We start from the raw sequence: 21,098 nt of genomic DNA on the forward strand, positions 1-21,098 counted from the left end.
GCTGGTCCGCACGGGCGTCCACAGGTTCGGAGTGGCGTCCCGCCGGCCACCTGAGAACAGTCATGCCTCCGTCGTGGTGACTCAGTAGTGGATGGTCGCGAACTCCCCGACCTGGGCGAAGCCGACGCGTGCGTAGGTGGCCCGGGCGGGGAGGTTGTAGTCGTTGACGTAGAGCGAGACGGTGGGGACGACCGTCCGCGCCAGCCGCACCACCGCGGCCATCGCGGGCGCCGCCAGGCCCTGGCCTCGGAGCGACGGGTCGAGCCAGACGCCCTGCACCTGGGAGACGGTGCCCGACACCGAGCCGAGGTCGGCCTTGAACAGCACCCGGCCGTTCTCGAAGATGCCGAACGCGCGGCCGGACGTGATCAGCTGCCGGACGTAGAAGCGGTAGCCGGCCGGGTTGCCCTGGACGGGCGAGACGCCGATCTCCTCGGTGTACATCTGGATCGCGGCCTCGGTGTAGGCCTCCCACTGGTCCAGGGTGACGCGCCGGACGCGCGGGTCCGAGGCGACCGCCGGCTCGGTGGTGATCGACATCACCGGCTGTGAGGCGCGGACGTCGCGGGCCTCGCTCCAGCTGCGGCCCCAGCGCTCACCGAGGCGGCGCCACAGGTCCAGGGCGACGCCGGCGGGGCCGATGATGCTTGCGCACATCCGCTGCGAGCCGGCGAACTCGGTCCACGCCGCGAGGGCGTCGGGACCGGCGTTGACGGGGACCAGGTTGGACCCCGCGTGGCAGAGGGCCCGCAGCACCCCGTCCCGCTCGTACCCCCAGACCGGGCAGCCCAGGCTGGCCTGCTCGAGCCCGGCCGCGCGTACCCGTGCCGCCACGAAGACGTTCTCGACCGGGGACGTCGACAGCACCCGGATCGCCGACGGCAGGTCCTCGCGGGAGAGGACGCGGACGGAGCCGTCGGCCGCCGGACCGTGCACGCCGGTCCAGCTGGCGCCCACGGTCTCGTTCACCTCGCTCCGTCGTCGGCTCAGGTTCAGACCCGTGCGCCGGCGACGGACACCTCGGGCGATCCCTCACCGGCCGGCATGGAGTCGGCGAGGCGCATCGCCTCCTCGATCAGGGTCTCCACGATGTCGGACTCCCGCACGGTCTTGATGACCTCGCCGCGGACGAAGATCTGGCCCTTTCCGTTACCCGAGGCGACACCGAGGTCGGCCTCGCGGGCCTCGCCCGGCCCGTTGACGACGCAGCCCATGACCGCGACGCGGAGGGGGACGGTCATGCCCTCCAGCCCGGCGGTGACCTCCTCGGCCAGCTTGTAGACGTCGACCTGGGCCCGGCCGCACGAGGGGCACGACACGATCTCGAGCTTGCGGGGACGGAGGTTGAGCGACTGCAGGATCTGGATGCCCACCTTGACCTCCTCCACCGGCGGCGCGGAGAGGGAGACCCGGATCGTGTCGCCGATGCCCTTGGACAGCAGGGCGCCGAACGCGGTGGCGGACTTGATCGTGCCCTGGAAGGCCGGGCCCGCCTCGGTGACGCCGAGGTGCAGCGGGTAGTCGCACGACTCGCTCAGCAGCTCGTAGGCGCGGACCATGATCACCGGGTCGTTGTGCTTGACGCTGATCTTGAAGTCGCGGAAGCCGTGCTCCTCGAAGAGGCTCGCCTCCCAGAGCGCCGACTCGACGAGGGCTTCGGGGGTGGCCTTGCCGTACTTGGCCAGCAGCCGCTTGTCGAGGGAGCCGGCGTTGACGCCGATCCGGATCGAGGTGCCGCGGTCGGCGGCCGCCCGGGCGATCTCACGCACCTGGTCGTCGAAGGCCCGGATGTTGCCCGGGTTGACCCGGACGGCGGCGCACCCCGCGTCGATCGCGGCGAAGACGTACTTGGGCTGGAAGTGGATGTCGGCGATGACGGGGATCTGGCTCTTGGCCGCGATCGCGGGCAGGGCGTCCGCGTCGTCCTGGCTGGGTACGGCGACCCGGACGATGTCGCAGCCGGTCGCGGTCAGCTCGGCGATCTGCTGCAGCGTCGCGTTGATGTCGGACGTGAGGGTGGTGGTCATCGACTGCACGCTCACCGGGGCATCACCGCCGACGTCGACCTTGCCGACCTTGATCTTGCGGGTCTTGCGCCGGGGGGCGAGGACGGGAGGGGGCAGAGCGGGCAGGCCGAGGTCGATTGTCATAGCCCGTCCAGGGTAGCCGCGACGGCCCCCGGTGACGATGCGTCCCCGGCTCCGTCCGGGCCGGGCGCCTGGCAGGCTGCAGGACGTGAGCACACGGCAGCGCTTCAACCCGCCACCGGGCTGGCCGCCCGCGCCGCCGGACTGGACGCCGCCACCGGGCTGGGCGCCCGACCCGTCCTGGGGACCGGTGCCCGAGGGCTGGCCGCTCTGGGTGGGGGTGCGCGCCAACCCGCGGGCCTGGGCGTACGCCTTGGCGAGCGCAGCGGGCTGGTTCGTCGTCCTGCTGCTCCTGGGCAGCGCGGTCGCCGGCGGCCTGCCCAGGGCCGAGGCAGCCGGTGAGATCTTCGGTCGCCAGCTGTTCGCCGGCCTGGTGACCGGCCTGATCGCCTGGCTGCGCCGCTCGCGCTGGCCGGTGTGGCTCTACGCCGTCGTCGTGCCGGCGATCAGCCTCCTGCTGGCCGCGGTCAGCACGGCCGGCAGGATGGGCGGCAGCTGAGCCCGGCTCAGAACAACCGGATCGGGTCGATCACGTCGGCGATGATGAGCACGAAGCCGGAGACCGCGATCACCGCACCGACGAGGTAGGCGACCGGCAGCATCCTGGCCGTGTCGACGTGCCCGGGGTCGGGACGGCGCAGCAGCCGGGCGAGGCCGCGCTTGAGCGCCTCGTAGATCGCGCCGGCGATGTGCCCGCCGTCCAGCGGCAGCAGCGGCACGAAGTTGAACAGGGCCACGAAGAGGTTGACCGAGCCCAGCACCGTGAACAGGCTGGCGACCTTGGTCCCCGCCCCGATCTTGTCGGTCGAGGCGATCTCACCCGCTGCCCGGCTGGCACCGAGGATGCTCATCGGGCCGTAGACGTCGCGCGGCTTGCCCGTCACCAGGTTGTAGGCGGTGTAGTAGACCTTCACCGGGAAGTCGACCAGGGCCACGGCCGTCTGCTGGGTCATCGTCCACATGTCCTGGACCACGGCGACGGGACCGCCGCGCTCGCGCTTCACCACCGGCTGCACCCCGAAGAAGCCCGCCGCCACCCGCTTGGACGGGTCGTAACGGTCGGCCACGCCCGTGATGACGGTGTTGACGGGGGTCAGGGTGACCAGCTGAGCGTCGCGCTCGACCACGATCGCGGCCGGTCGGTCGAGGTTCGCCCGGATCAGTCGGGAGACCTGGTCCCACGACGACACCGTCTGGCCGTTGAAGGAGACGATGGTGTCCCCCGGCTTGATCCCGGACTCGGCGGCCGGGCTGGCCGGCTTGTCGTCGCAGCTGGTGTCGGTGGTGCTCGCCGACACGATGCACTCGGGCACCACCGCGATGGTCAGCTGGGACTGGCTCACCCCGTAGGTGGCGGTGACGCCCAGCAGGATCACGAAGGCGAGCAGGATGTTCATCATCGGGCCGCCCGCCATGATGATCAGCTTCTGCCAGGACTTCTTCTGGTAGAAGAGGCGGCCCTCGTCCTCGGGTCGGATGTCGTACCACTCGGCCGCCCGCGCCTGGTCGGCCATCGACTGGAACAGCCCCGTCCGGCCCGCGCGCACCTGACCGGGCCGCTCCTTCGGGGGCGGGAACATGCCCACGAAGCGGACGTACCCGCCCAGCGGGACCGCCTTGACGCCGTACTCGGTCTCGCCCCGGTGCCGCGACCACAGCGTCTTCCCGAAGCCGATGAAGTACTGGGTGGTCTTGACCCCGAAGAGCTTCCCGGGGATGAGGTGGCCGATCTCGTGCAGCCCGATGGAGGCCATCACCAGGGCGAAGAAGACCACGGCTCCGCCGATGTAGATCACGAGGTCCATCTGGGGCTGCTCCCTCTCACGCGTCCGGTGTTGACGGTGCGGTCGCGGCCAGGGACCTGGCCCGCTGCCGGGCCCAGCGGTCAGCGTCGAGGACGACCTCGAGGCTGAGGTCGGACGACGTCACCAGCGTCGAGCCTACGTCGCGTCCGGGGTCACCACCGGCGTCCGCGGTGTGCTCGGCCAGCACGGCGGCCACGATGTCGAGGATCTGCAGGAAGCCGATCCGGCCCTCGTGGAAGGCGTCCACGCACTCCTCGTTGGCCGCGTTGAGCACCGCCGGTGCCGTGCCGCCGACCCGACCGGCCTCGCGCGCCATCTCGACGGCGGGGAACGCCTCGGTGTCCAGCGGCTCGAAGGTCCAGCTGGAGGCCCGGGTCCAGTCGCAGGCCCGCGCCGCGCCGGGCAGCCGGTCGGGCCAGGTCAGGCCGAGGGCGATCGGCAGCCTCATGTCGGGGGGCGAGCACTGGGCCAGCGTCGAGCCGTCGACGAACTGGACCATCGAGTGCACCATCGACTGCGGGTGCACGACGACGTCGATCCGATCCAGGTCTACCCCGTAGAGCAGGTGCGCCTCGAGCAGCTCCAGGCCTTTGTTGACCAGGGTGGCCGAGTTGGTGGTGATCACCCGGCCCATGTCCCAGGTGGGGTGCGCGAGGGCTTCGGCCGGGGTGACGTCCGCGAGCTCGGCCCGGGTCCGGCCGCGGAAGGGACCACCGCTCGCGGTCAGCACCAGCCGGTCGACCTCGGCGGCCGTCCCGCCGCGCAGGCACTGGGCGAGGGCGGAGTGCTCGGAGTCGACCGCGACGACCTGGCCCTCGGCCGCGGCGTCGGTGACCAGCCGGCCGCCGATGACCAGCGACTCCTTGTTGGCCAGCGCCAGGGTGGTGCCGGCAGCCAGCGTGGCCAGCGTCGGCGCCAGCCCAGCCGAGCCCGTGATGCCGTTCAGCACCACGTCGCAGGCCGTCCCGGCCAGTTCGGTCGCGGCGTCCGGGCCGGCCAGGATCTTGGGCAGCTTCACCTCACCGGTGGCCCAGCCGCGCTGGCTGACCTCGGCGTAGAAGGCGAGCTGCAGGTCCTGGACGGCGGTCGCGGCGTGCACCGCGACCACGGCCGCGCCGGTGTCCAGCGCCTGCCGGGCCAGCAGCGCAATCTGGCCGCCGCCCGCCGCCAGCCCGACCACCCGGAACTCACCGGGCCGGGCGGCGATCACCTCCAGCGCCTGGGTGCCGATCGAGCCCGTACTGCCCAGGATGACCACGTCGCGCACCCGACCAGTCTGCCGTACGGCCCGAGGCCTCCGGTTCCTAGAGTTGGCGTCATGCCCATCACCTCCCTCCCCCGCAGCACCCCCGCCGAGCAGGGGGTCGCCAGCCGCGGCGTGGCCGACTTCCTCGACGCGGCCGAGGCGGCTGGCGACGTCGAGCTGCACAGCCTGATGCTGCTGCGGCACGGACACGTGGTGGCGGAGGGCTGGTGGGAGCCGTACGGGCCCGACGAGGTCCACCTGCTCTACTCCCTCAGCAAGACGTTCACCGCGACCGCGGCCGGCCTCGCCGAGTCGGAGGGCCTGCTGTCCTTTGACGACCGGGTGGTGGACCACTTCCCCGAGCTGGCCGGCGCCGCCACGGACGAGCGCACGCGGGCCATGCGGGTCCGGGACCTGGCTGCCATGGCGACCGGCCACCGGGAGGACACCGTCGACCGCATCTTCACCCTGGATCCCGAGGAGCCGGTGCGCGCCTTCCTCGGCCTGCCGCCCGAGGAGGAGCCGGGGTCGCTCTTCTGCTACAACAACGGCGCCACCTACACCCTCGGGGCGATCGTGCAGCGGGTCACCGGCCAGAGCCTGACGGCCTACCTGCAGCCGCGGCTCTTCGACCCGCTCGGGGTCCCGGCGCCGTTCTGGCTGACGCGGCCGGCGGGCCGGGAGATCGGGTTCAGCGGTCTGCACCTGGCCACGGAGTCGGTGGCCAAGCTGGGGCAGCTCTATCTCGACGACGGCGTCTGGCAGGGCCGGCGGCTGCTGCCCGAGGGCTGGGTGGCCGAGGCGAGCCGAATCCACACGCCGAACCCGGACGAGCCAAACCCGGACTGGCGCCAGGGATACGGCTACCAGATCTGGCGGGCGCGGCACGGTTACCGCGGCGACGGCGCGTACGGCCAGTTCTGCGTCGTGCTGCCCGAGCAGGACGTGGTCCTCGCGATCACCGCCCAGACCGAGAACATGCAGGCGGTCCTGGATGCCGCCTGGGCGCACCTGCTGCCCGCCCTCGACGTCGCCTCGGCCGAGCAGGACGAGGCGCTGGCCGCCCGGCTGCAGGCCCTCAGCCTGACTCCGGGGGGCGACGGGACTCCCGCGTCCGCACCGCCCGAGGCGGCGACGACGCTGCCGGTGGGCAGCGTGGCGGCCGACCCGGCGGGCGGCTGGCGACTGACGATCGGCGACGACGACCTGCCCGTGCGGGTGGGGCAGGACAGCTGGGCCCGCAACGACCTGGCCCTGCCCGAGGGCCGACGGCTGCTCCTGGCTGCGTCAGGGCGAGAGATCGACGGCGCCCTGGTGGTCCAGTTGGTGTTCCTGGAGACGCCGCACCGGCTCTGGGTGACCGTCAACCTGGCCACCGGGTCGAGCACGGCGAGGTGGCAGACGGTGCCCTTGCACTCCGGCCGGATCACCGAGTACGCCACCTCCGGCCACTGAAGGCTCGCGCCCCTTCCCTGGCGCCGGCCTCGTGGTCATGGCCGACGCACAGGTTCCTCTGACTGCGCTCACCGGTGCGCGCGATTTGCTCGACACCAACGAGGGCGAGCAGCAGGAGGACTGAGATGGTCAAGCAACGGGGCGGCTTCCGCCGGGTACGGGTGGGTCTGGCGACAGCGGTGCTGGCCGTCGGAGTGGGCATCGGCGGGGTGCCGGCGGAGGCGGCCACGGTGCCCAGGACCGTGGCGCTGGGGACCGTAGCGCTGGCCGACTGGTCGAACTCCTCCGGGTACGGGTCGGGCGACCCCTGGGGCGGCTCGGGTCAGGGCGGCTACGGCCAGGGCAGCGGCAGCGGCAGCGGCAGCGGCTCCAGCACCGCGGACGTGGACTCCACCACCGCGACGAAGGCTGAGCAGAGGGGCGTGGTGCTGATCGACACCGAGCTGACCTACGAGGGAGCGACCGGCGCGGGCACCGGCATCGTGCTCACCTCCGACGGCGAGATCGTGACCAACTACCACGTCGTCGAGGGCGCCACCTCGATCAAGGTGACGGTGGCCAGCACCGGCAGGACCTACACCGCGACGGTGGTCGGGCACAGCGCCAGCACCGACATCGCCCTGCTGCAGCTGAAGGACGCGAGCGGCCTGACCACCGCGACCCTCGACGACGACACCCTCGGCAGCGGCGACACCGTGACCGCGGTGGGCAACGCCGAGGGCACCGGCACCCTCACCGCCGCGAAGGGCAAGGTCTCCGACCTCAGCACCTCGATCACCACCGAGGCCGAGGGCTCGGTCCCGGCCGAGACGTTGAAGGGCCTGATCGAGACCAGCGCCGACGTGGTCCCGGGTGACTCCGGCGGTCCGCTGATCGACAGCGAGGGCGAGGTCGTCGGACTCGATGTCGCCGCCTCGAGCGGGACCACCAGCGCCACCATCGACGGCTACGCCATCCCGATCGACGACGCGATCGCCGTGGTCAAGCAGATCCTGACCGGCACGGCGACCTCGACGGTCCAGATCGGCGCGAGAGCCTACGTCGGGGTGCAGGTGACCGACACCGCGACGACCTACCCCAACGCCTCCTACGGTGGCTACTCGACCGGCTCCTCGGCCGGTTCCGCTGGGGAGGACGCGAGCGGCGCTGCCGTGGCCGCGGTCGTCGACGGCTCACCGGCCGCCAAGGCCGGGATCGAGGCCGGCGACACCATCACAGGGGTCGGCTCGACCACCATCGGCTCGGCCTCAGACCTGAGCACCGCCCTGGCGAAGTACGGCGTGGGCGACGAGGTCAAAGTCACCTGGACCGACGCGTCCGGGACGACCCAGCACGCGACGGTCACCCTTGCCGCGAGCCCGACCGCCTAAGACGCGCGTCCACCAGGCTCCGGCCCTCGCCCCTCGGGGGAGCGGGGGCCGGTGCTGCGGTCACCAGCGGTGGTGGACCTGCGGCCGGATGCTGCGGTCGTAGAGGTCGGTGACCGCGGCCAGGAAGTCCGCCGGCAGCGCCGCCAGCGATCCCGCCGCCGCGTTGCTGCGGGCCTGCTCGATCGAGCGGGCGCCCGGGATGACCGTGCTGACGCCCGACTGCTGCACCACCCAGGCCAGCGCGGCCTGGGCGGGCGAGACCTCGAACGGCAGGTCGCCGACCAGGGACGAGAACTCCACCGCCGCCCGGATCCCGGTCTCGTAGTCCACGCCGGAGAAGGTCTCCCCCACGTCGAAGGCGCTGCCGTCGCGGTTGTAGGTGCGGTGGTCGTTCTCGGCGAACTGGGTGTCGAGGGTGTACTTCCCGCTGAGCAACCCGCTGGCCAGCGGGACCCGGGCGATGATGCCCGCCCCTGCCTGCTGCGCCGCCGGCAGCACGAACTCCAACGGCTTCAGCCGGAAGGCGTTCAGGATGATCTGGACGGTGGCGGTCCCCCGCCGCGCGATGGCGGTGAGGGCCTCGTCGCAGGTCTCGACGCTGACGCCGTAGGAGGCGATCGCCCCGCCGGCGACCAGGGTGTCCAGGGCGTCGTAGACCTGGTCCTGGGAGTAGACCGAGGTGGGCGGGCAGTGCAGCTGCACCAGGTCGAGCTGGTCCACAGCGAGGTTGCGCCGCGACCGGTCCGTCCAGGCCCGGAAGTTGTCCAGGGTGTAGTTCTCCGGCACCTGGTCGACCCGGCGGCCCATCTTGGTCGCCAAGGTGATGCTCAGGTCGGGGTTATCGCCGAGGAACCGGCCGATCAGCTGCTCGCTGCGGCCGTCGCCGTAGACGTCGGCCGTGTCGAAGAACGTGACGCCCGCCTCCACCGACGCCTCGAGCAGGGCCAGCGCGTCCACCTCGGAGACCTCACCCCAGTCCGCCCCCAGCTGCCACGTCCCGAGGCCGATGACCGAGACCGGCCGTTCTGTCCTGCCGAGCACACGTTCGTCCATGGGGCTGAGCGTAGCCGGGCTCACGAGCCTGCCGGCGGCTCTGCCAAGAGTCCACTTCCCGCGAGTGAGTCGGCCGATTCGGAAGCATCGGCCAACCCACTCGCTTAAGTGAGGTCAGACGCCGTCACCTGCGTTCGGGCCGTCCGCCCAGGTGTTCGCCGAGGTGACAACTGGAGAATCGACCGAGGTGAAAGGCCCATAGTAGCCGCCCTTCGGAAACACCCGTGTCGTGACCTGATTGCCGGTTATTGAGATATTGGACACCTTCGACGCACTGTCCGAGCCTGTCTGGTAACCGCCATAGACAGTGTAGGCGCCGCCGCCCAAGAGATTTCCGCTGATTGTCACATTTCGCATGGCGTCAGCGCTCCCGGTGGACAAGATGATGGCTGAGGTCGCGCCGTTGCCAACGATGATCGTGTTGTCCCGAACCTGAAGGTTCGTCGTTCCCAAAGATTGGATCCCATCATTGTGAGAATCCGCGGTCAGAGTCAGATCGTGCACGTAGCTGGACTGCACCACCACATTCGAGCCAGCTTTCAGACCGTCGATGGTTCCGTGAATATTGCAGCGCAGACACGTATAATTCTCTCCGGCTACTGCAGAGTCACCTGAAGCATTGTTCTGACCGTCAATCTCGACGTCTACCAATTTGAGACCCGAGGAGCCGTTGTCAGAAAGGACGTTAAAGAAACAGCCACCGGCCTGGATCAGAGAGTTCTTGACTGTGACGTTCATCGCCCTGACGACCAAGCAGCTCGTAATCTTCTTGCCATCGATCACCGTTCCGGGCGCGGTGATGACCGCAGGTCCTGTATAGGCGCTGAGTGACGTGCCGGAGGGAACGCCGGTGTTGGCAGCCGACGGGTAGCCGCTCGTCGGGGGTGGGGTCGCTGGTGTTGTAGTCGGCAGAGGAAGCGGTGTAGGCGGAGTCGGGCTGGGCGAGATCGGCGGCGAGGTCGGTGGCACCGTGGGCTGGGTCTCGGCCACGCTGGCCTCAATCATGACGTCGACGAAGTAGTTGGACTTCTGGTAGGTCGACGCCGGGTACCGCAGAGAAGTTCCGTACTGGTAGGTGCCGACGCTCCCCGTGAGTGTCGACCCCACGGCTGGCCAGCTGTACGGGTCGGTCACGGCGTAGTGACCAGCAGGCATGTAGGTCGCCGCCGTATAAGTCGCGCCTTTCGAGGCCTTTACTGGGCTGGAGAAGCGGACGGTCTGCCAACCGCTCGGCGTCTCCGAGACGTATCTGGCTTTTGCCAGCACCTTACCGGTCGATGAATAGACGGCACCGACGTGGACCCCGGTGTTCCCGACGCCCTTGTAGAACTTGACACCGGTGATCGACCCGGCGGCCTTCGCAGTGAACTTCACGCCCACCGTCACCGCAGCGGCGTCCGCATCTGCTGAGACCGATGGCGTTCGGCTAGCGAACAGAGACTCGGCTGTGGAGGCGGCGGCACTCGGGGTGGCGGTGGTGGCGCCGATCGCTACGGCGAGCGCAGCGATGACGATCGTCGAAGATGCGGCCACTGACCGGCTGGTCGACGTCGGACTGCTTGCCCGGGCACTTGGCTCGCTCGTGGAGGTGTGACTGGCGCTGATCTTCATTTCTGACTCTTTTCGGGGGCAGCCATTACAGTAAAGAATGGCAATTTTCTTCAGGGTTCCGCCGGACCTGCCAGCAGGTTGACTACGGCACTCGGTACTTCCCCGGCGGGTACCACATCGCAGACTTGTCTTCCCCGTGCCTAGGCCAGCAGAGCTAGCGGCGGGCGCCCACTCGGTAAGGCTCGTCAGCTTCGGACGGGGGTAGCAGACTTCGGTAGCAAGACATCAGCATCTAGGACACGGAAAGAAGACGCGAGGCCATTCCGCTGATGCGCCGGGTCGTACGGCGACGTTAACAAGGTTCCCTCTCGAGGCGACACCAGGAAACGACCTGACGCAGACGCTACAATCGGCCTCGGTTCCGGGCAATGGCTCCGTTGAGATCGGGTACTCTTTGAGTACTTAAGTCCCGGACAAAAGACCCTACGGGCGATAGGGGCGGGCTTTCGTCTATTTGAACGGTAAATGGCTCCGTCGAGTCAGTGCAGGGACGCTGAGAGGGTCTCGCGGACCAGACGTCAGCCTCGCGTCGAGCCGCGGCCACCGGCTCGCCCGAGCCTCCTGGATCGACCAACCAGCTGATGCCGGGGCCGGACTGCCTCAAGTGACGGTTTGGCGAAGATGCGGCGCCGGTCGGAAGCGAGCCTTACAGTGCTGATCTCAACGTCGAGGAACCGAACGTGGAGGAAGCTGTGCGCGATTTGCTCCGGTACATGGTGCTGCCCGTCCTGCTCGTCGCGTCCGCCTGCGGTACTGAGGCACCCGTTCTCCCGACCGGCGGCGCCCAGACCGAACCTGCCTCGAGTGCCACGACTTCTGGTCCGTCAAAGGCCGCTCGCTCTCCAGCCCCAGGCTCCTCGCCGTCCAGCGACGGGAAGCAGCTGATGGACGGACCGCTCCGGCACAGCGTCAGCGGGGACGGCCTTGCTGTTGACGTCGTCTACACGCCGCACCTCGGGAAGGACGGATGGACCGCGGACGGCACCAAACCGGTGCAGGTAAGCGTCACCGCCAAGAACAGGCGCCGCCCAGGTCAGAAAATCTTCGTCACAAGAGCGACCATGCGGTTCACCGTCAGCGACATCAGTGAGGAGCTGGTCCCACCCGACCCTCTGGTCGACGCGGCGAACATCACGCCCGGTTACCTCGCAACCTCCCCGTACAGCTACAACCAGTCATTCGCCATCCCACAGCTGGACTCTGGCGCCCGGGTGCTTGCCGTCGACGTCAAGGTTGAGCTCGTCTCCCTCGTCGACGCCAAGGCGAAGGACTATTCCAAGCAGACGGTCACGGACAGCTTCTCGGTGTCGGTCACGTCCTGATCGCTGCTCAGACCCCGTCGCGACGTCGGGCTCGCCGGCCCAATTCGACGTACTTGGCCCGCCACCCCAGCGACGGCGATACGCTCCCACCGTCTCGGTGGAGAAGTCGCACCGCTGCCACTGTCGTCGGCCTCGACGTAGCCGACCCGCATGGCAGCGGACGTATGTGCTCCATCGCAGCATGCTGCGCCGCCGGGGGGGTGGTGCGGGTCACCGGGGGGTGTCATGGCCAGCAGACGAGGCTCAGGAGCGCGCGACGAGGCGGCGCGGCCTCGAGCCGTCCGTACGCCACGTTCACTCGTTCTCGCGATTTTGCTGGCGATGGTGGCTGCGGGTCTCGTGCTGCCAGTGCCGACCGCTCAAGCAGCGTGCAGCGGAAACGCCGTGACCTGCGAGAATCAGCTTCCGGGGACACCTCAGAGCGAGTGGGACGTCTCCGGCGCCGGCGATCCCACGATCCAGGGCTTTGCCACGGCGTCGAGCGTCAACGCGGGCTCTCGCATCGACTTCAAGATCGACACAACTGCACGCGCATACACGATCAAGATCTACCGCCTCGGCTGGTACCAGGGGAACGGCGCGCGGGAGGTGGCGACAGTGACACCATCCGCAGCCCTTCCGCAGAAGCAGCCGGCGTGCGCAACCGATCCTGCGACCGAGATCTACGACTGCGGCACCTGGGCCGTCTCGGCTTCGTGGACAGCGCCGGCTGCAGCGGTGTCCGGCGTCTACATCGCTCGCCTCATCCGCACAGACACGGGCGGCGACTCCCACATCCCCTTTGTCGTCCGCAACGACGGCAACACCTCCGACATCGTCTACCAGACCTCGGACACGACCTGGCAGGCCTACAACCTTTACGGCGGCTCGGACTTCTACTCCGGGAAGGACAACGGGCGCGCCTACAAGGTGTCCTACAACCGGCCGTACTCCACTCGCGGCGTCACTGATGGCCGCGACTTCCTGTTCTCCAACGAGTTCCCGACCATTCGCTTCCTCGAGCAGAACGGATATGACGTCTCCTACGTGGCCGGTCTCGATGTCGCGACTGACCCAGCGCTGCTGAAGAAGCACAAGACTTTCATGTCGGTGGGGCACGACGAGTACTGGACGGCCGAGCAGCGCAAGAACGTCACCGACGCCCGAGACGCCGGCGTCGACCTCGCTTTCATGGGTGGAAACGACGTCTACTGGAAGTCGCGGTGGGAGCCCTCCCAGGACGGCAGCAGCACCGCTGGGCGGACGCTGGTGACGTACAAAGACACTTGGGCAAACGCACAGATCGACCCCAAGGGCCCTACCCCGACCTGGCGGGACCCCCGATTCGGCGTGCTCGACTACGGGTATGGGCCTGAGAACGCGCTCATCGGGACCCAGTACCAGTCGAATTCCGATGACCTCCCGATTCAGGTCAGCGCCCGGGAGGGCAAGCTGCGCCTCTGGCGCGGGACCACCCTGTCGTCGATGAGCTCGGGCACTACTGCGACGTTGAGTGATCACACCATCGGTTACGAGTCCAACGAGGACGTCGACAACGGCTACCGACCGGCCGGCTTGATCGACCTCTCCACCACCACCGGCTCGACTCCGCAATACCTCACCGACTACGGCAACACCGTGCAGCCGGGGACTACGACCCACCACCTCACCACCTACCGCGCAGCCAGCGGAGCCCTCGTGTTCTCAGCGGGCTCGATCCAGTGGGGGTGGGGTCTGGACCCCAGCCATGACGGTACCGCCACACCCGCCGACCCACGGATGCGTCAGGCGACCGCAAACCTGCTGGCCGACATGGGGCCGCTCCCGACGACGCTAGCGGCAGGGATGGTCATGCCGTCGGCCAGCACCGATACCACGCCTCCGTCCGTGACTGTGGCTTCACCGGCCTCGGCTACCACCATCAATCAGGGCTCGCTCGTGACGGTGTCTGGCTCCGCCTCCGACTCAGCCGGACAGGTGGCTGGGGTCGAGGTGTCTGTCGACGGCGGCGCCACCTTCCATCCGGCCGACGGAACGACGTCGTGGACCTATAGCGGCATCCTGACCGGAAACGGCCCAGGTGCTATCCAGGCAAGGGCCACCGACGACTCGGTCCGCACGTCTTCTCCCGTGTTGGTAGCCGTCAACTCCCCGTGCCCTTGCTCGATGTTCGGGGTCGCCACGCCCAAGCTGCCCGACGCAGGCGACGGTGACGACCTCACACTCGGCACGAAATTCACCACGTCAGCCAGCGGCTACATCAGTGCCATCCGCTTCTACAAGGCTGCCAGCAACACTGGCGTCCACACCGGAACGCTCTATTCCACCAACGGAGCGGTGCTGGCCAGCGGCACCTTCAGCAACGAGTCGGCCACGGGTTGGCAGACCTTGACCTTCCCAAACCCGGTTCCGGTCTCCGCCGGCGTCTCCTACGTCGCGGCTTACCACGCCCCTAACGGCCACTACTCCGCGGACGGGTACTACTTCCGCAGTACCTTCAACGCCGGCGTGCTGAGCGCTCCCGGGGGGGCCGGCGTAAGCAACGGCGTCTACGCGAATGGCACAAGCTTTCCCCAAAAGACCTATAACCAGACTAACTACTGGGTCGACCCCGTCTATGCCCAGACCGATGACACTCCTGTAGTGGTGACCTCCTACAAGCCGGCTTCAGGTGCAAGCTCAGTACCGGTGACCAGCGTCGCGAAGGTTACTTTCAGTAAGGACGTGACCGCCGGCTCGGTGACCATGCAGATACTGGATCCGGCTCAGAACGCCATCCCTGGCTCGATCAGCTACGACGCAGCAACCCGGACCGCCACCTTCAACCCCGCTCAGGGACTGGCTCCAAGCACCACCTACAGCGTCACGGTCAACGCGGCTGGCTTGTCCAGCGCCGTCCAGTGGACCTTCAAGACCGCCAACGCCGACAACCCGGCAAGCGTCTGCCCGTGCAGCCTCTTCAACGACGACGACACCCCTGCCTCCGGCCCAGACACCGACACCCAGCGAGTCCAGCTGGGCGTGGCCTTCTCGGTGGCCGCCGGCGGCCAGATCAGCGGCATCCGGTTCTACAAGAACGCTGAGAACCTAGGGCCCCACGTCGTCGACCTGTGGTCGGGTGGCAGCAAGCTCGCTGAAGCTACGATGACCAACGAGTCCACGTCCGGCTGGCAGGAAGCCAGTTTCGATGCTCCGGTCTCAGTCTCCAAGGGGTTGACTTATGTCGCCTCCTACACCGCCCCGGTTGGTCGCTATGGCTACACCGCAGGTGGGCTCACCGATCCAGTCGCAAAGGGACCGCTCTCGTCGCTGAGCAGCGGCGGTCGCTACTCCTACGGCAGCGATGCGCCTGCCAGTGCGACCACCACGAACTACTACGTCGACCCCGTCTTCCTGCCATCCGACTCCACGCCACCGGTCGTGCGGTCGGTTTCTCCCGGCGACGGCGCGACCTCCGCCATGGTCAGCGGTCACGTCCAGGCCACCTTCAGCTACGACATCCAGCCTGGCTCGGCACAGATCACCCTCCGCCGCAACGACGGCACCGCGGTGCCCGGCACCACCACCGGTGAGTCGCAGGGTCCAACGGCCACCTTCATCCCGGCAGACGACCTCGACCCCGGCACCAAGTACACCGTCACTATCAGCGGGGCGCGCAGCCTGTCAGGCGTCGCCATGACCTCGACAGTGACCAGCTCGTTCACCACCTCCGGTGCGAGCGCCTGCCCGTGCTCGCTGCTCGAGACGACAGCACAGCCGGCGCTCTCAGATTCGGGCGACACTGCAGCGGTCACGCTCGGGGTCAAGTTCACCCCGACCGTCAGCGGCTACATCAAGGGGCTCCGCTACTACCGCGACGCCGCCAATACAGGAACCCATACCGGCACGCTCTACAGCTCGAGCGGCGACCGCCTGGCTTCACTCACCTTCACCGACACCGGCACGGGGTGGCAGACCGCCACCTTCGCATCGAGCGTCGCTGTCAGCGCAGGGACGACCTATGTCGCGGCCTACTACGCACCGAACGGGCGGTACTCGGCGACCCTCGACTACTTCGACTCCGACGTTCTGAACAACCCGTTGCGGTCGGTATCCCCCGGCGGGGTCTACCTCTACGGCAACGGCTTTCCCAACCAGACTTATCTAAACAGCAACTACTACGTCGATGTCGTCTTCACACCGGCCAACGACGACCCGCCCGCCGTTACCACTGTGTCCCCTGCGGCAGGCGCGACTTCAGTTTCCACAGGGACGGCGGTTGCCGCCACCTTCGACCGACCGATCGAGCCAACCTCGCTGGGTCTGACCCTCACCGACCCGAACGGCCAACTTGTCGGGGGCCAACTCACCTATGATGCGGCCAGCAGAACCGCGACCTTTACCACTGCCGCACCGCTGGCCGGCGGTACCACGTACGCCGCCTCGGCGACGGCCAACAGCGCCTCCGGCGTCGCGATGACCCCGAAAACCTGGAGCTTCACCACTATCGACTCTCAGCCCCCGACCGTCGTGGCGACTAGCCCCGGCGAAGGCGGCACAAACGTCTCGGCATCGGCACCTGTCACGGCTGCCTTCGCTGGTCCAATCGACGCGGCGTCACCCTTATTCACGGTCACCAACGCCGCGACGAGCACTGCGGTGAGCGGGACCACGACGTACGACGCCGCGACCCGGACTGCGACCTTCCGACCGTCGGCAGCGCTGGCCGACTACACCGCCTACAACACCTCGGTCTCGGCCCGCAACACCTCGGGGATCAGCATGCCGGCGCCGAAGACGTGGACGTTCACCACCGCTGACACGATCGCGCCCACGGTGACCGCCACCACGCCCACCTCGGGCGCGACCGGTGTCGCCGGTACCACCGCTGTGTCCGCTACCTTCGCGCGAGCCGTCGATCCGGCTACGGTGCAACTGACCCTCAAGAGCGCGGCCGGGACGGCAGTCGCCGGAAGCAGCAGCTACAACGCCACCACCCGGGTAGCCACCTTCACCCCGACCGCGGCGCTGGGGAGTGCGGGCACCTATACGGCCACGGTGACGGCCAAGAACCCCTCGGATGTGGCGATGGCCAGCGCCAAGACCTGGTCCTTCACGGTCGCGGACACCGACGCACCTACCTTGTCCGCCCGAACACCGGCCTCGGGAGCAACCAATGTCGCCCTCACCACCTCGGTGAGTGCCACCTTTACGCGGGCCGTTGCGAGCGGTTCCCAGGCCCTGACCCTGAAGACGGCTGCCGGGACCTCCGTAGGCGGGACCACGACCTACAACACGACGACGCGTGTGGTCACGTTCACGCCGTCGGCCGCTCTCACCAGCTCCACCGGGTACACCGCCTCCGTCACCGCCCGAAGCACCGGCGGTACCACCATGGCGGCTACGAGCTGGTCGTTCACCACCGCCGCCGCGACCTACAGCCTCTACGCCACCAGCAGGACGCCCAGCGCGACCGTCACCACGACCACCCCGACCACGGTGGGCGTCTCGTTCAGCTCCAGCCGGGCCGGCTCGGTGACGGCGATCCGCTACTACGCGGCCTCGACCAACACCGGACGCACCGTCAAGCTCTACTCCTCGACCGGGTCGGTCCTGGGTACGGCCACCACGACGTCCACGGCAACGGGCTGGCGCACGGCGACCTTCGCCACGGCGATACCGATCACCGCCGGCACCAGCTACGTGGCGTCCTACTACGCGCCGGTTGGTCGCTGGTCGACCACCACGGGCGGCTACAGCAGCGTCTACACGTCGGGGCCGCTCAGCGTGGCGACCTCGGGCGGGCGCAGCGGCAACGGTGACGCCAACCCCACCGCGACCAGCACGACCAACTTCTGGGTCGACGTGCTCGTGCTCATCTGAGCCCGTTACGACGACCACCCATCACAGGAAGAAACACGCATGCGTTCGATCGCCGTCATCGGAGCCGGTTACTGGGGCCCCAACCTCGTCCGGAACTTCCGCAACAGTCCCGCCTGGGACCTGGTCGCCGTCTGCGACCTCGACGAAACCCGGGCCCGCAAGGTCGTGGGGACGCGGTCCACCGTCGAGGTCGAGACCTCGGTCGAGCGGCTGCTCGCCCGAGACGACCTCGACGCCGTCGCCATCGCGACCCCGGCCCGCACCCATGCGCCGCTGGCGCTGGCCGCCTTCGAGGCGGGCAAGCACGTGCTGGTCGAGAAGCCACTGGCCGACAATGCCGAGACCGCTGCCCTGATGGTCTCCGCCGCCGCCGCGGCCGACCGGGTGCTGATGATCGACCACACCTACTGCTACACCCCGGCCGTCCGCCACATCCAGCAGGTCATCGCCTCCGGCGAGCTCGGCGAGATCCTCTACGTCGACTCGACCCGGATCAACCTGGGACTGGTGCAGCCTGACGTGGACGTCTTCTGGGACCTCGCGCCGCACGACCTCTCGATCCTCGACTTCGTCCTGCCGGGCGGCCTGGACCCGATCACGGTCAGCGCCAGCGGCGCGGACCCGCTCGGCGCCGGCAAGGCCTGCGTCGGGTACCTGACCATGCCGCTCGCCTCCGGCGGCATCGCCCACATCAACGTCAACTGGCTCTCCCCCACCAAGATCCGTCAGATGGTGGTCGGCGGGAGCCGGAGGACGCTGGTCTGGGACGACCTCAACCCCCAGCAGCGGATAGCGATCCACGACCGAGGCGTCGACCTCGGGACCCAGGCCGCGGACGCCAGGCAGCGGGCGGCCGTCACCGTCTCCTACCGGATGGGCGACATCACCGTGCCGGCACTGCCGGAGACCGAGGCCCTTGCCGGGATGGCAGCCGAGTTCGCCGCGGCCATCGAGGAGCGGCGGGCACCGCGGACCGACGGCACCGCCGGGCTGCGGGTGCTCTCGGTGCTCGAGGCGGTCAGCACGAGCCTCGTCACCGGCCGGGCGGTCGCCCCGACCGCCCATGCCGCCACGAGCGCAGAGGAGCTGGTGGCGTGAGCGCGGCAGAGCTGGGCGGAGCGACCGTCCTGGTCACCGGCGGGGCCGGCACGATCGGCTCGACCATCGTCGACCAGCTGTTGGCCGCCGACGTCGCCGAGGTGCGGATCCTCGACAACCTGGTCCGCGGGCGCCGCGGCAACCTCCGCGAGGTCCTGGAGGACCCGCGGCTGCGGCTGGTTGTCGGTGACCTGCGGGACCGCGACCTGGTTCATGACCTCACCACCGGGTCCGACGTGGTCTTCCACCAGGCGGCGATCCGGATCACCCAGTGCGCGGAGGAGCCCAGGCTGGCTTTGGAGGTGCTGGTGGACGGCACCTTCAACGTGATCGAGGCCGCAGCCCAGCACCGGGTGACGAAACTCGTCGCCGCGTCGTCGGCATCGGTCTACGGACTGGCGGAGGAGTTCCCCACCACGGAGAAGCACCACCCGTACGACAACGACACGTTCTACGGCGCCGCGAAGACCTTCAACGAGGGCATGCTGCGCAGCTTCCGGGCCATGAGCGGCCTGGACTACGTAGCGCTGCGCTACTTCAACGTCTACGGACCGCGGATGGACATCCACGGGCTCTACACCGAGGTGCTGATCCGGTGGATGGAGCGGATCAGCGCGGGCCGGCCGCCGCTGATCTTCGGCGACGGGCTGCAGACGATGGACTTCGTCTTCACCACCGATATCGCCCGGGCCAACCTGTTGGCCGCTGGCAGCGCCGTCGACGAGGGTGTCTACAACGTGGCCTCCGGCGTGGAGACCTCGCTGAAGGGTCTCGCCGAAGCGTTGCTCGCGGTGATGGGCTCCGATCTCGGCGTCGAGCACGGTCCGGACCGGCCCGTCAACGGGGTGACCCGACGGCTCGCCGGCACCGAGGCGGCCACCCGGGACCTCGACTTCACCGCCAGCGTCGATCTGACCGAGGGCCTGACGCAGCTGGTGGCCTGGTGGCGCGCTGAGCAGGCGCCCGACCTGGTCGCCATCGATCAGCAGCTCGAGTCGACCGGAGCGCGCGCATGAGCAGGGTCAACGTGATGGTGCCCTACCTGGGCGAGGAGGAGGTCGCCGCCGTCACCGAGGTCCTCCGCTCGGGCTGGGTGGCCCAGGGCCCACGGGTCGCGGCCTTCGAGCGGGCCTTCGCCGAGGCGATGCAGGCCGAGTACGCCGTCGCCATGTCGTCCTGCACGACCGCGCTCCACCTGGCCCTCGAGGTCGTCGGGGTTGGCGCCGGGAACGAGGTAGTCGTCCCCTCGTTCTCGTTCATCGCCACCACCAACGCCGTGCGCTACGTGGGCGCGACGCCCGTGTTCGCCGACGTCGACCTCACCACGGGGAACCTGACCGCGGAGACGGTCGCGGCCGCGCTCAGTGAGCGGACCCGGGCCGTCGTCGTCGTCGACCAGGGCGGGGTCCCGGTCGATCTCGACGCGATCCGCGCGGTGTGCGACCCCCGCGGGGTCACGGTGGTCGAGGACGCGGCCTGCGGCGCCGGGTCCACCTATCGGGGACGCCCCGTGGGCGCCGGCGCCGAGATCGCGGCGTGGTCGTTCCATCCCCGCAAGATCCTCACCACCGGTGAGGGCGGGATGATCACCACCTCCCGTCCGGAGTGGGCGGCCAGGTCGCGCAAGCTGCGCGAGCACGCCATGAGCGTCTCGGCCGCGGACCGGCACGGGCAGGTGCTGGCTCCGCCCGAGAGCTATGACGAAGTGGGCTACAACTTCCGGATGACCGACCTGCAGGCGGCCGTCGGGATCGTCCAGCTCGGTCGGCTGCCGGAAATCGTCGACCGCCGACGGGCGCTGGCGGCGACGTACGCGAAACAGCTGGACGAAGTCGCCGGGCTGCGAGCCGTCGGCGATCCGCCTTGGGGGACGAGCAACTTCCAGTCCTACTGGATCGAGATCGAACCGCCCTTTCCCATCACTCGGGACGAACTGCTGGTGCGGCTCGCGGACGCTGACGTGTCGGCTCGCCGCGGCATCATGTCTACGCACCGTCAGCCGCCGTACGTCTCCCTTGCCGCGCCGGGTTCTCTCTCCGTGACCGAGCGTCTCAGCGACAACACGCTCATCCTCCCCCTCTTCCACCAGATGGACGAGACCCAGCAGTCCCGCGTCGTAGACGTCCTCACCTCGAACCGAGCGGCTTGAG

The 21,098-nt window shown here is 68.9% G+C and carries 14 protein-coding genes; 8 read left to right on the plus strand and 6 right to left on the minus strand.

Features of this window, described 5'->3' with window-relative positions; all coding sequences use genetic code 11:
* Positions 1-81: 81 nt before the first annotated feature.
* Both ACFE7W_RS00785 and ispG read right to left on the minus strand, forming a co-directional pair.
* Positions 82-969 carry a GNAT family N-acetyltransferase gene (locus tag ACFE7W_RS00785; RefSeq protein ID WP_375422865.1) on the minus strand — a complete coding sequence of 296 codons (888 nt, stop codon included), beginning with the start codon at positions 967-969 and terminating at the stop codon, positions 82-84.
* Between the two features lie 23 nt (positions 970-992).
* Positions 993-2,150: a flavodoxin-dependent (E)-4-hydroxy-3-methylbut-2-enyl-diphosphate synthase gene (ispG, locus tag ACFE7W_RS00790; protein ID WP_375422866.1), complete on the minus strand. Its 1,158-nt coding sequence runs from the start codon at positions 2,148-2,150 to the stop codon at positions 993-995.
* An 85-nt stretch (positions 2,151-2,235) separates the two neighbouring features.
* On the opposite strand from ispG, the gene ACFE7W_RS00795 reads away from it, so the two are divergent.
* Positions 2,236-2,646, plus strand: coding sequence for a hypothetical protein (locus tag ACFE7W_RS00795; protein WP_375422867.1), 411 nt, complete (start codon positions 2,236-2,238; stop codon positions 2,644-2,646).
* A gap of 7 nt (positions 2,647-2,653) precedes the next feature.
* Here the strand turns inward: ACFE7W_RS00795 and ACFE7W_RS00800 are convergent, their stop codons facing one another.
* Together ACFE7W_RS00800 and dxr are read right to left on the minus strand one after the other, a co-directional pair.
* Positions 2,654-3,952 carry an RIP metalloprotease gene (locus ACFE7W_RS00800; RefSeq protein ID WP_375422868.1) on the minus strand — a complete coding sequence of 433 codons (1,299 nt, stop codon included), beginning with the start codon at positions 3,950-3,952 and terminating at the stop codon, positions 2,654-2,656.
* Between the two features lie 16 nt (positions 3,953-3,968).
* On the minus strand, positions 3,969-5,219 hold the full coding sequence (dxr, locus tag ACFE7W_RS00805; RefSeq protein ID WP_375422869.1) for a 1-deoxy-D-xylulose-5-phosphate reductoisomerase: 1,251 nt from the start codon (positions 5,217-5,219) through the stop codon (positions 3,969-3,971).
* A gap of 51 nt (positions 5,220-5,270) precedes the next feature.
* On the opposite strand from dxr, the gene ACFE7W_RS00810 reads away from it, so the two are divergent.
* Positions 5,271-6,653: a serine hydrolase domain-containing protein gene (locus tag ACFE7W_RS00810; RefSeq protein ID WP_375422870.1), complete on the plus strand. Its 1,383-nt coding sequence runs from the start codon at positions 5,271-5,273 to the stop codon at positions 6,651-6,653.
* A 125-nt stretch (positions 6,654-6,778) separates the two neighbouring features.
* Positions 6,779-8,023, plus strand: coding sequence for a S1C family serine protease (locus ACFE7W_RS00815; protein ID WP_375422871.1), 1,245 nt, complete (start codon positions 6,779-6,781; stop codon positions 8,021-8,023).
* A 60-nt stretch (positions 8,024-8,083) separates the two neighbouring features.
* Here the strand turns inward: ACFE7W_RS00815 and ACFE7W_RS00820 are convergent, their stop codons facing one another.
* Positions 8,084-9,076: an aldo/keto reductase gene (locus ACFE7W_RS00820; RefSeq protein WP_375422872.1), complete on the minus strand. Its 993-nt coding sequence runs from the start codon at positions 9,074-9,076 to the stop codon at positions 8,084-8,086.
* Between the two features lie 114 nt (positions 9,077-9,190).
* Positions 9,191-10,687 carry a DUF4082 domain-containing protein gene (locus ACFE7W_RS00825; RefSeq protein WP_375422873.1) on the minus strand — a complete coding sequence of 499 codons (1,497 nt, stop codon included), beginning with the start codon at positions 10,685-10,687 and terminating at the stop codon, positions 9,191-9,193.
* 884 nt (positions 10,688-11,571) lie between these two features.
* Between ACFE7W_RS00825 and ACFE7W_RS00830 the strand changes: the two genes are divergently transcribed.
* From ACFE7W_RS00830 to ACFE7W_RS00850, 5 genes are all read left to right on the plus strand, one after another.
* Positions 11,572-12,009, plus strand: coding sequence for a hypothetical protein (locus ACFE7W_RS00830; protein ID WP_375422874.1), 438 nt, complete (start codon positions 11,572-11,574; stop codon positions 12,007-12,009).
* A 321-nt stretch (positions 12,010-12,330) separates the two neighbouring features.
* Positions 12,331-17,850: a DUF4082 domain-containing protein gene (locus tag ACFE7W_RS00835; protein ID WP_375422875.1), complete on the plus strand. Its 5,520-nt coding sequence runs from the start codon at positions 12,331-12,333 to the stop codon at positions 17,848-17,850.
* A 39-nt stretch (positions 17,851-17,889) separates the two neighbouring features.
* The gene (locus ACFE7W_RS00840; protein ID WP_375422876.1) at positions 17,890-18,948 is read left to right on the plus strand and encodes a Gfo/Idh/MocA family protein; all 1,059 of its coding nucleotides are present in this window, start codon (positions 17,890-17,892) and stop codon (positions 18,946-18,948) included.
* Positions 18,945-19,964: an NAD-dependent epimerase/dehydratase family protein gene (locus ACFE7W_RS00845; RefSeq protein WP_375422877.1), complete on the plus strand. Its 1,020-nt coding sequence runs from the start codon at positions 18,945-18,947 to the stop codon at positions 19,962-19,964. The genes ACFE7W_RS00840 and ACFE7W_RS00845 overlap by 4 nt, the downstream gene beginning before the upstream one ends.
* Positions 19,961-21,097 (plus strand): DegT/DnrJ/EryC1/StrS family aminotransferase, encoded by a 1,137-nt coding sequence (locus tag ACFE7W_RS00850; protein ID WP_375422878.1) that lies wholly within the window; start codon positions 19,961-19,963, stop codon positions 21,095-21,097. Before ACFE7W_RS00845 ends, ACFE7W_RS00850 begins: the two co-directional genes overlap by 4 nt.
* The last annotated feature ends 1 nt before the right edge of the window (position 21,098 follow it).

Source organism: uncultured Friedmanniella sp. (assembly GCF_964244285.1).
GTDB lineage: Bacteria > Actinomycetota > Actinomycetes > Propionibacteriales > Propionibacteriaceae > Microlunatus.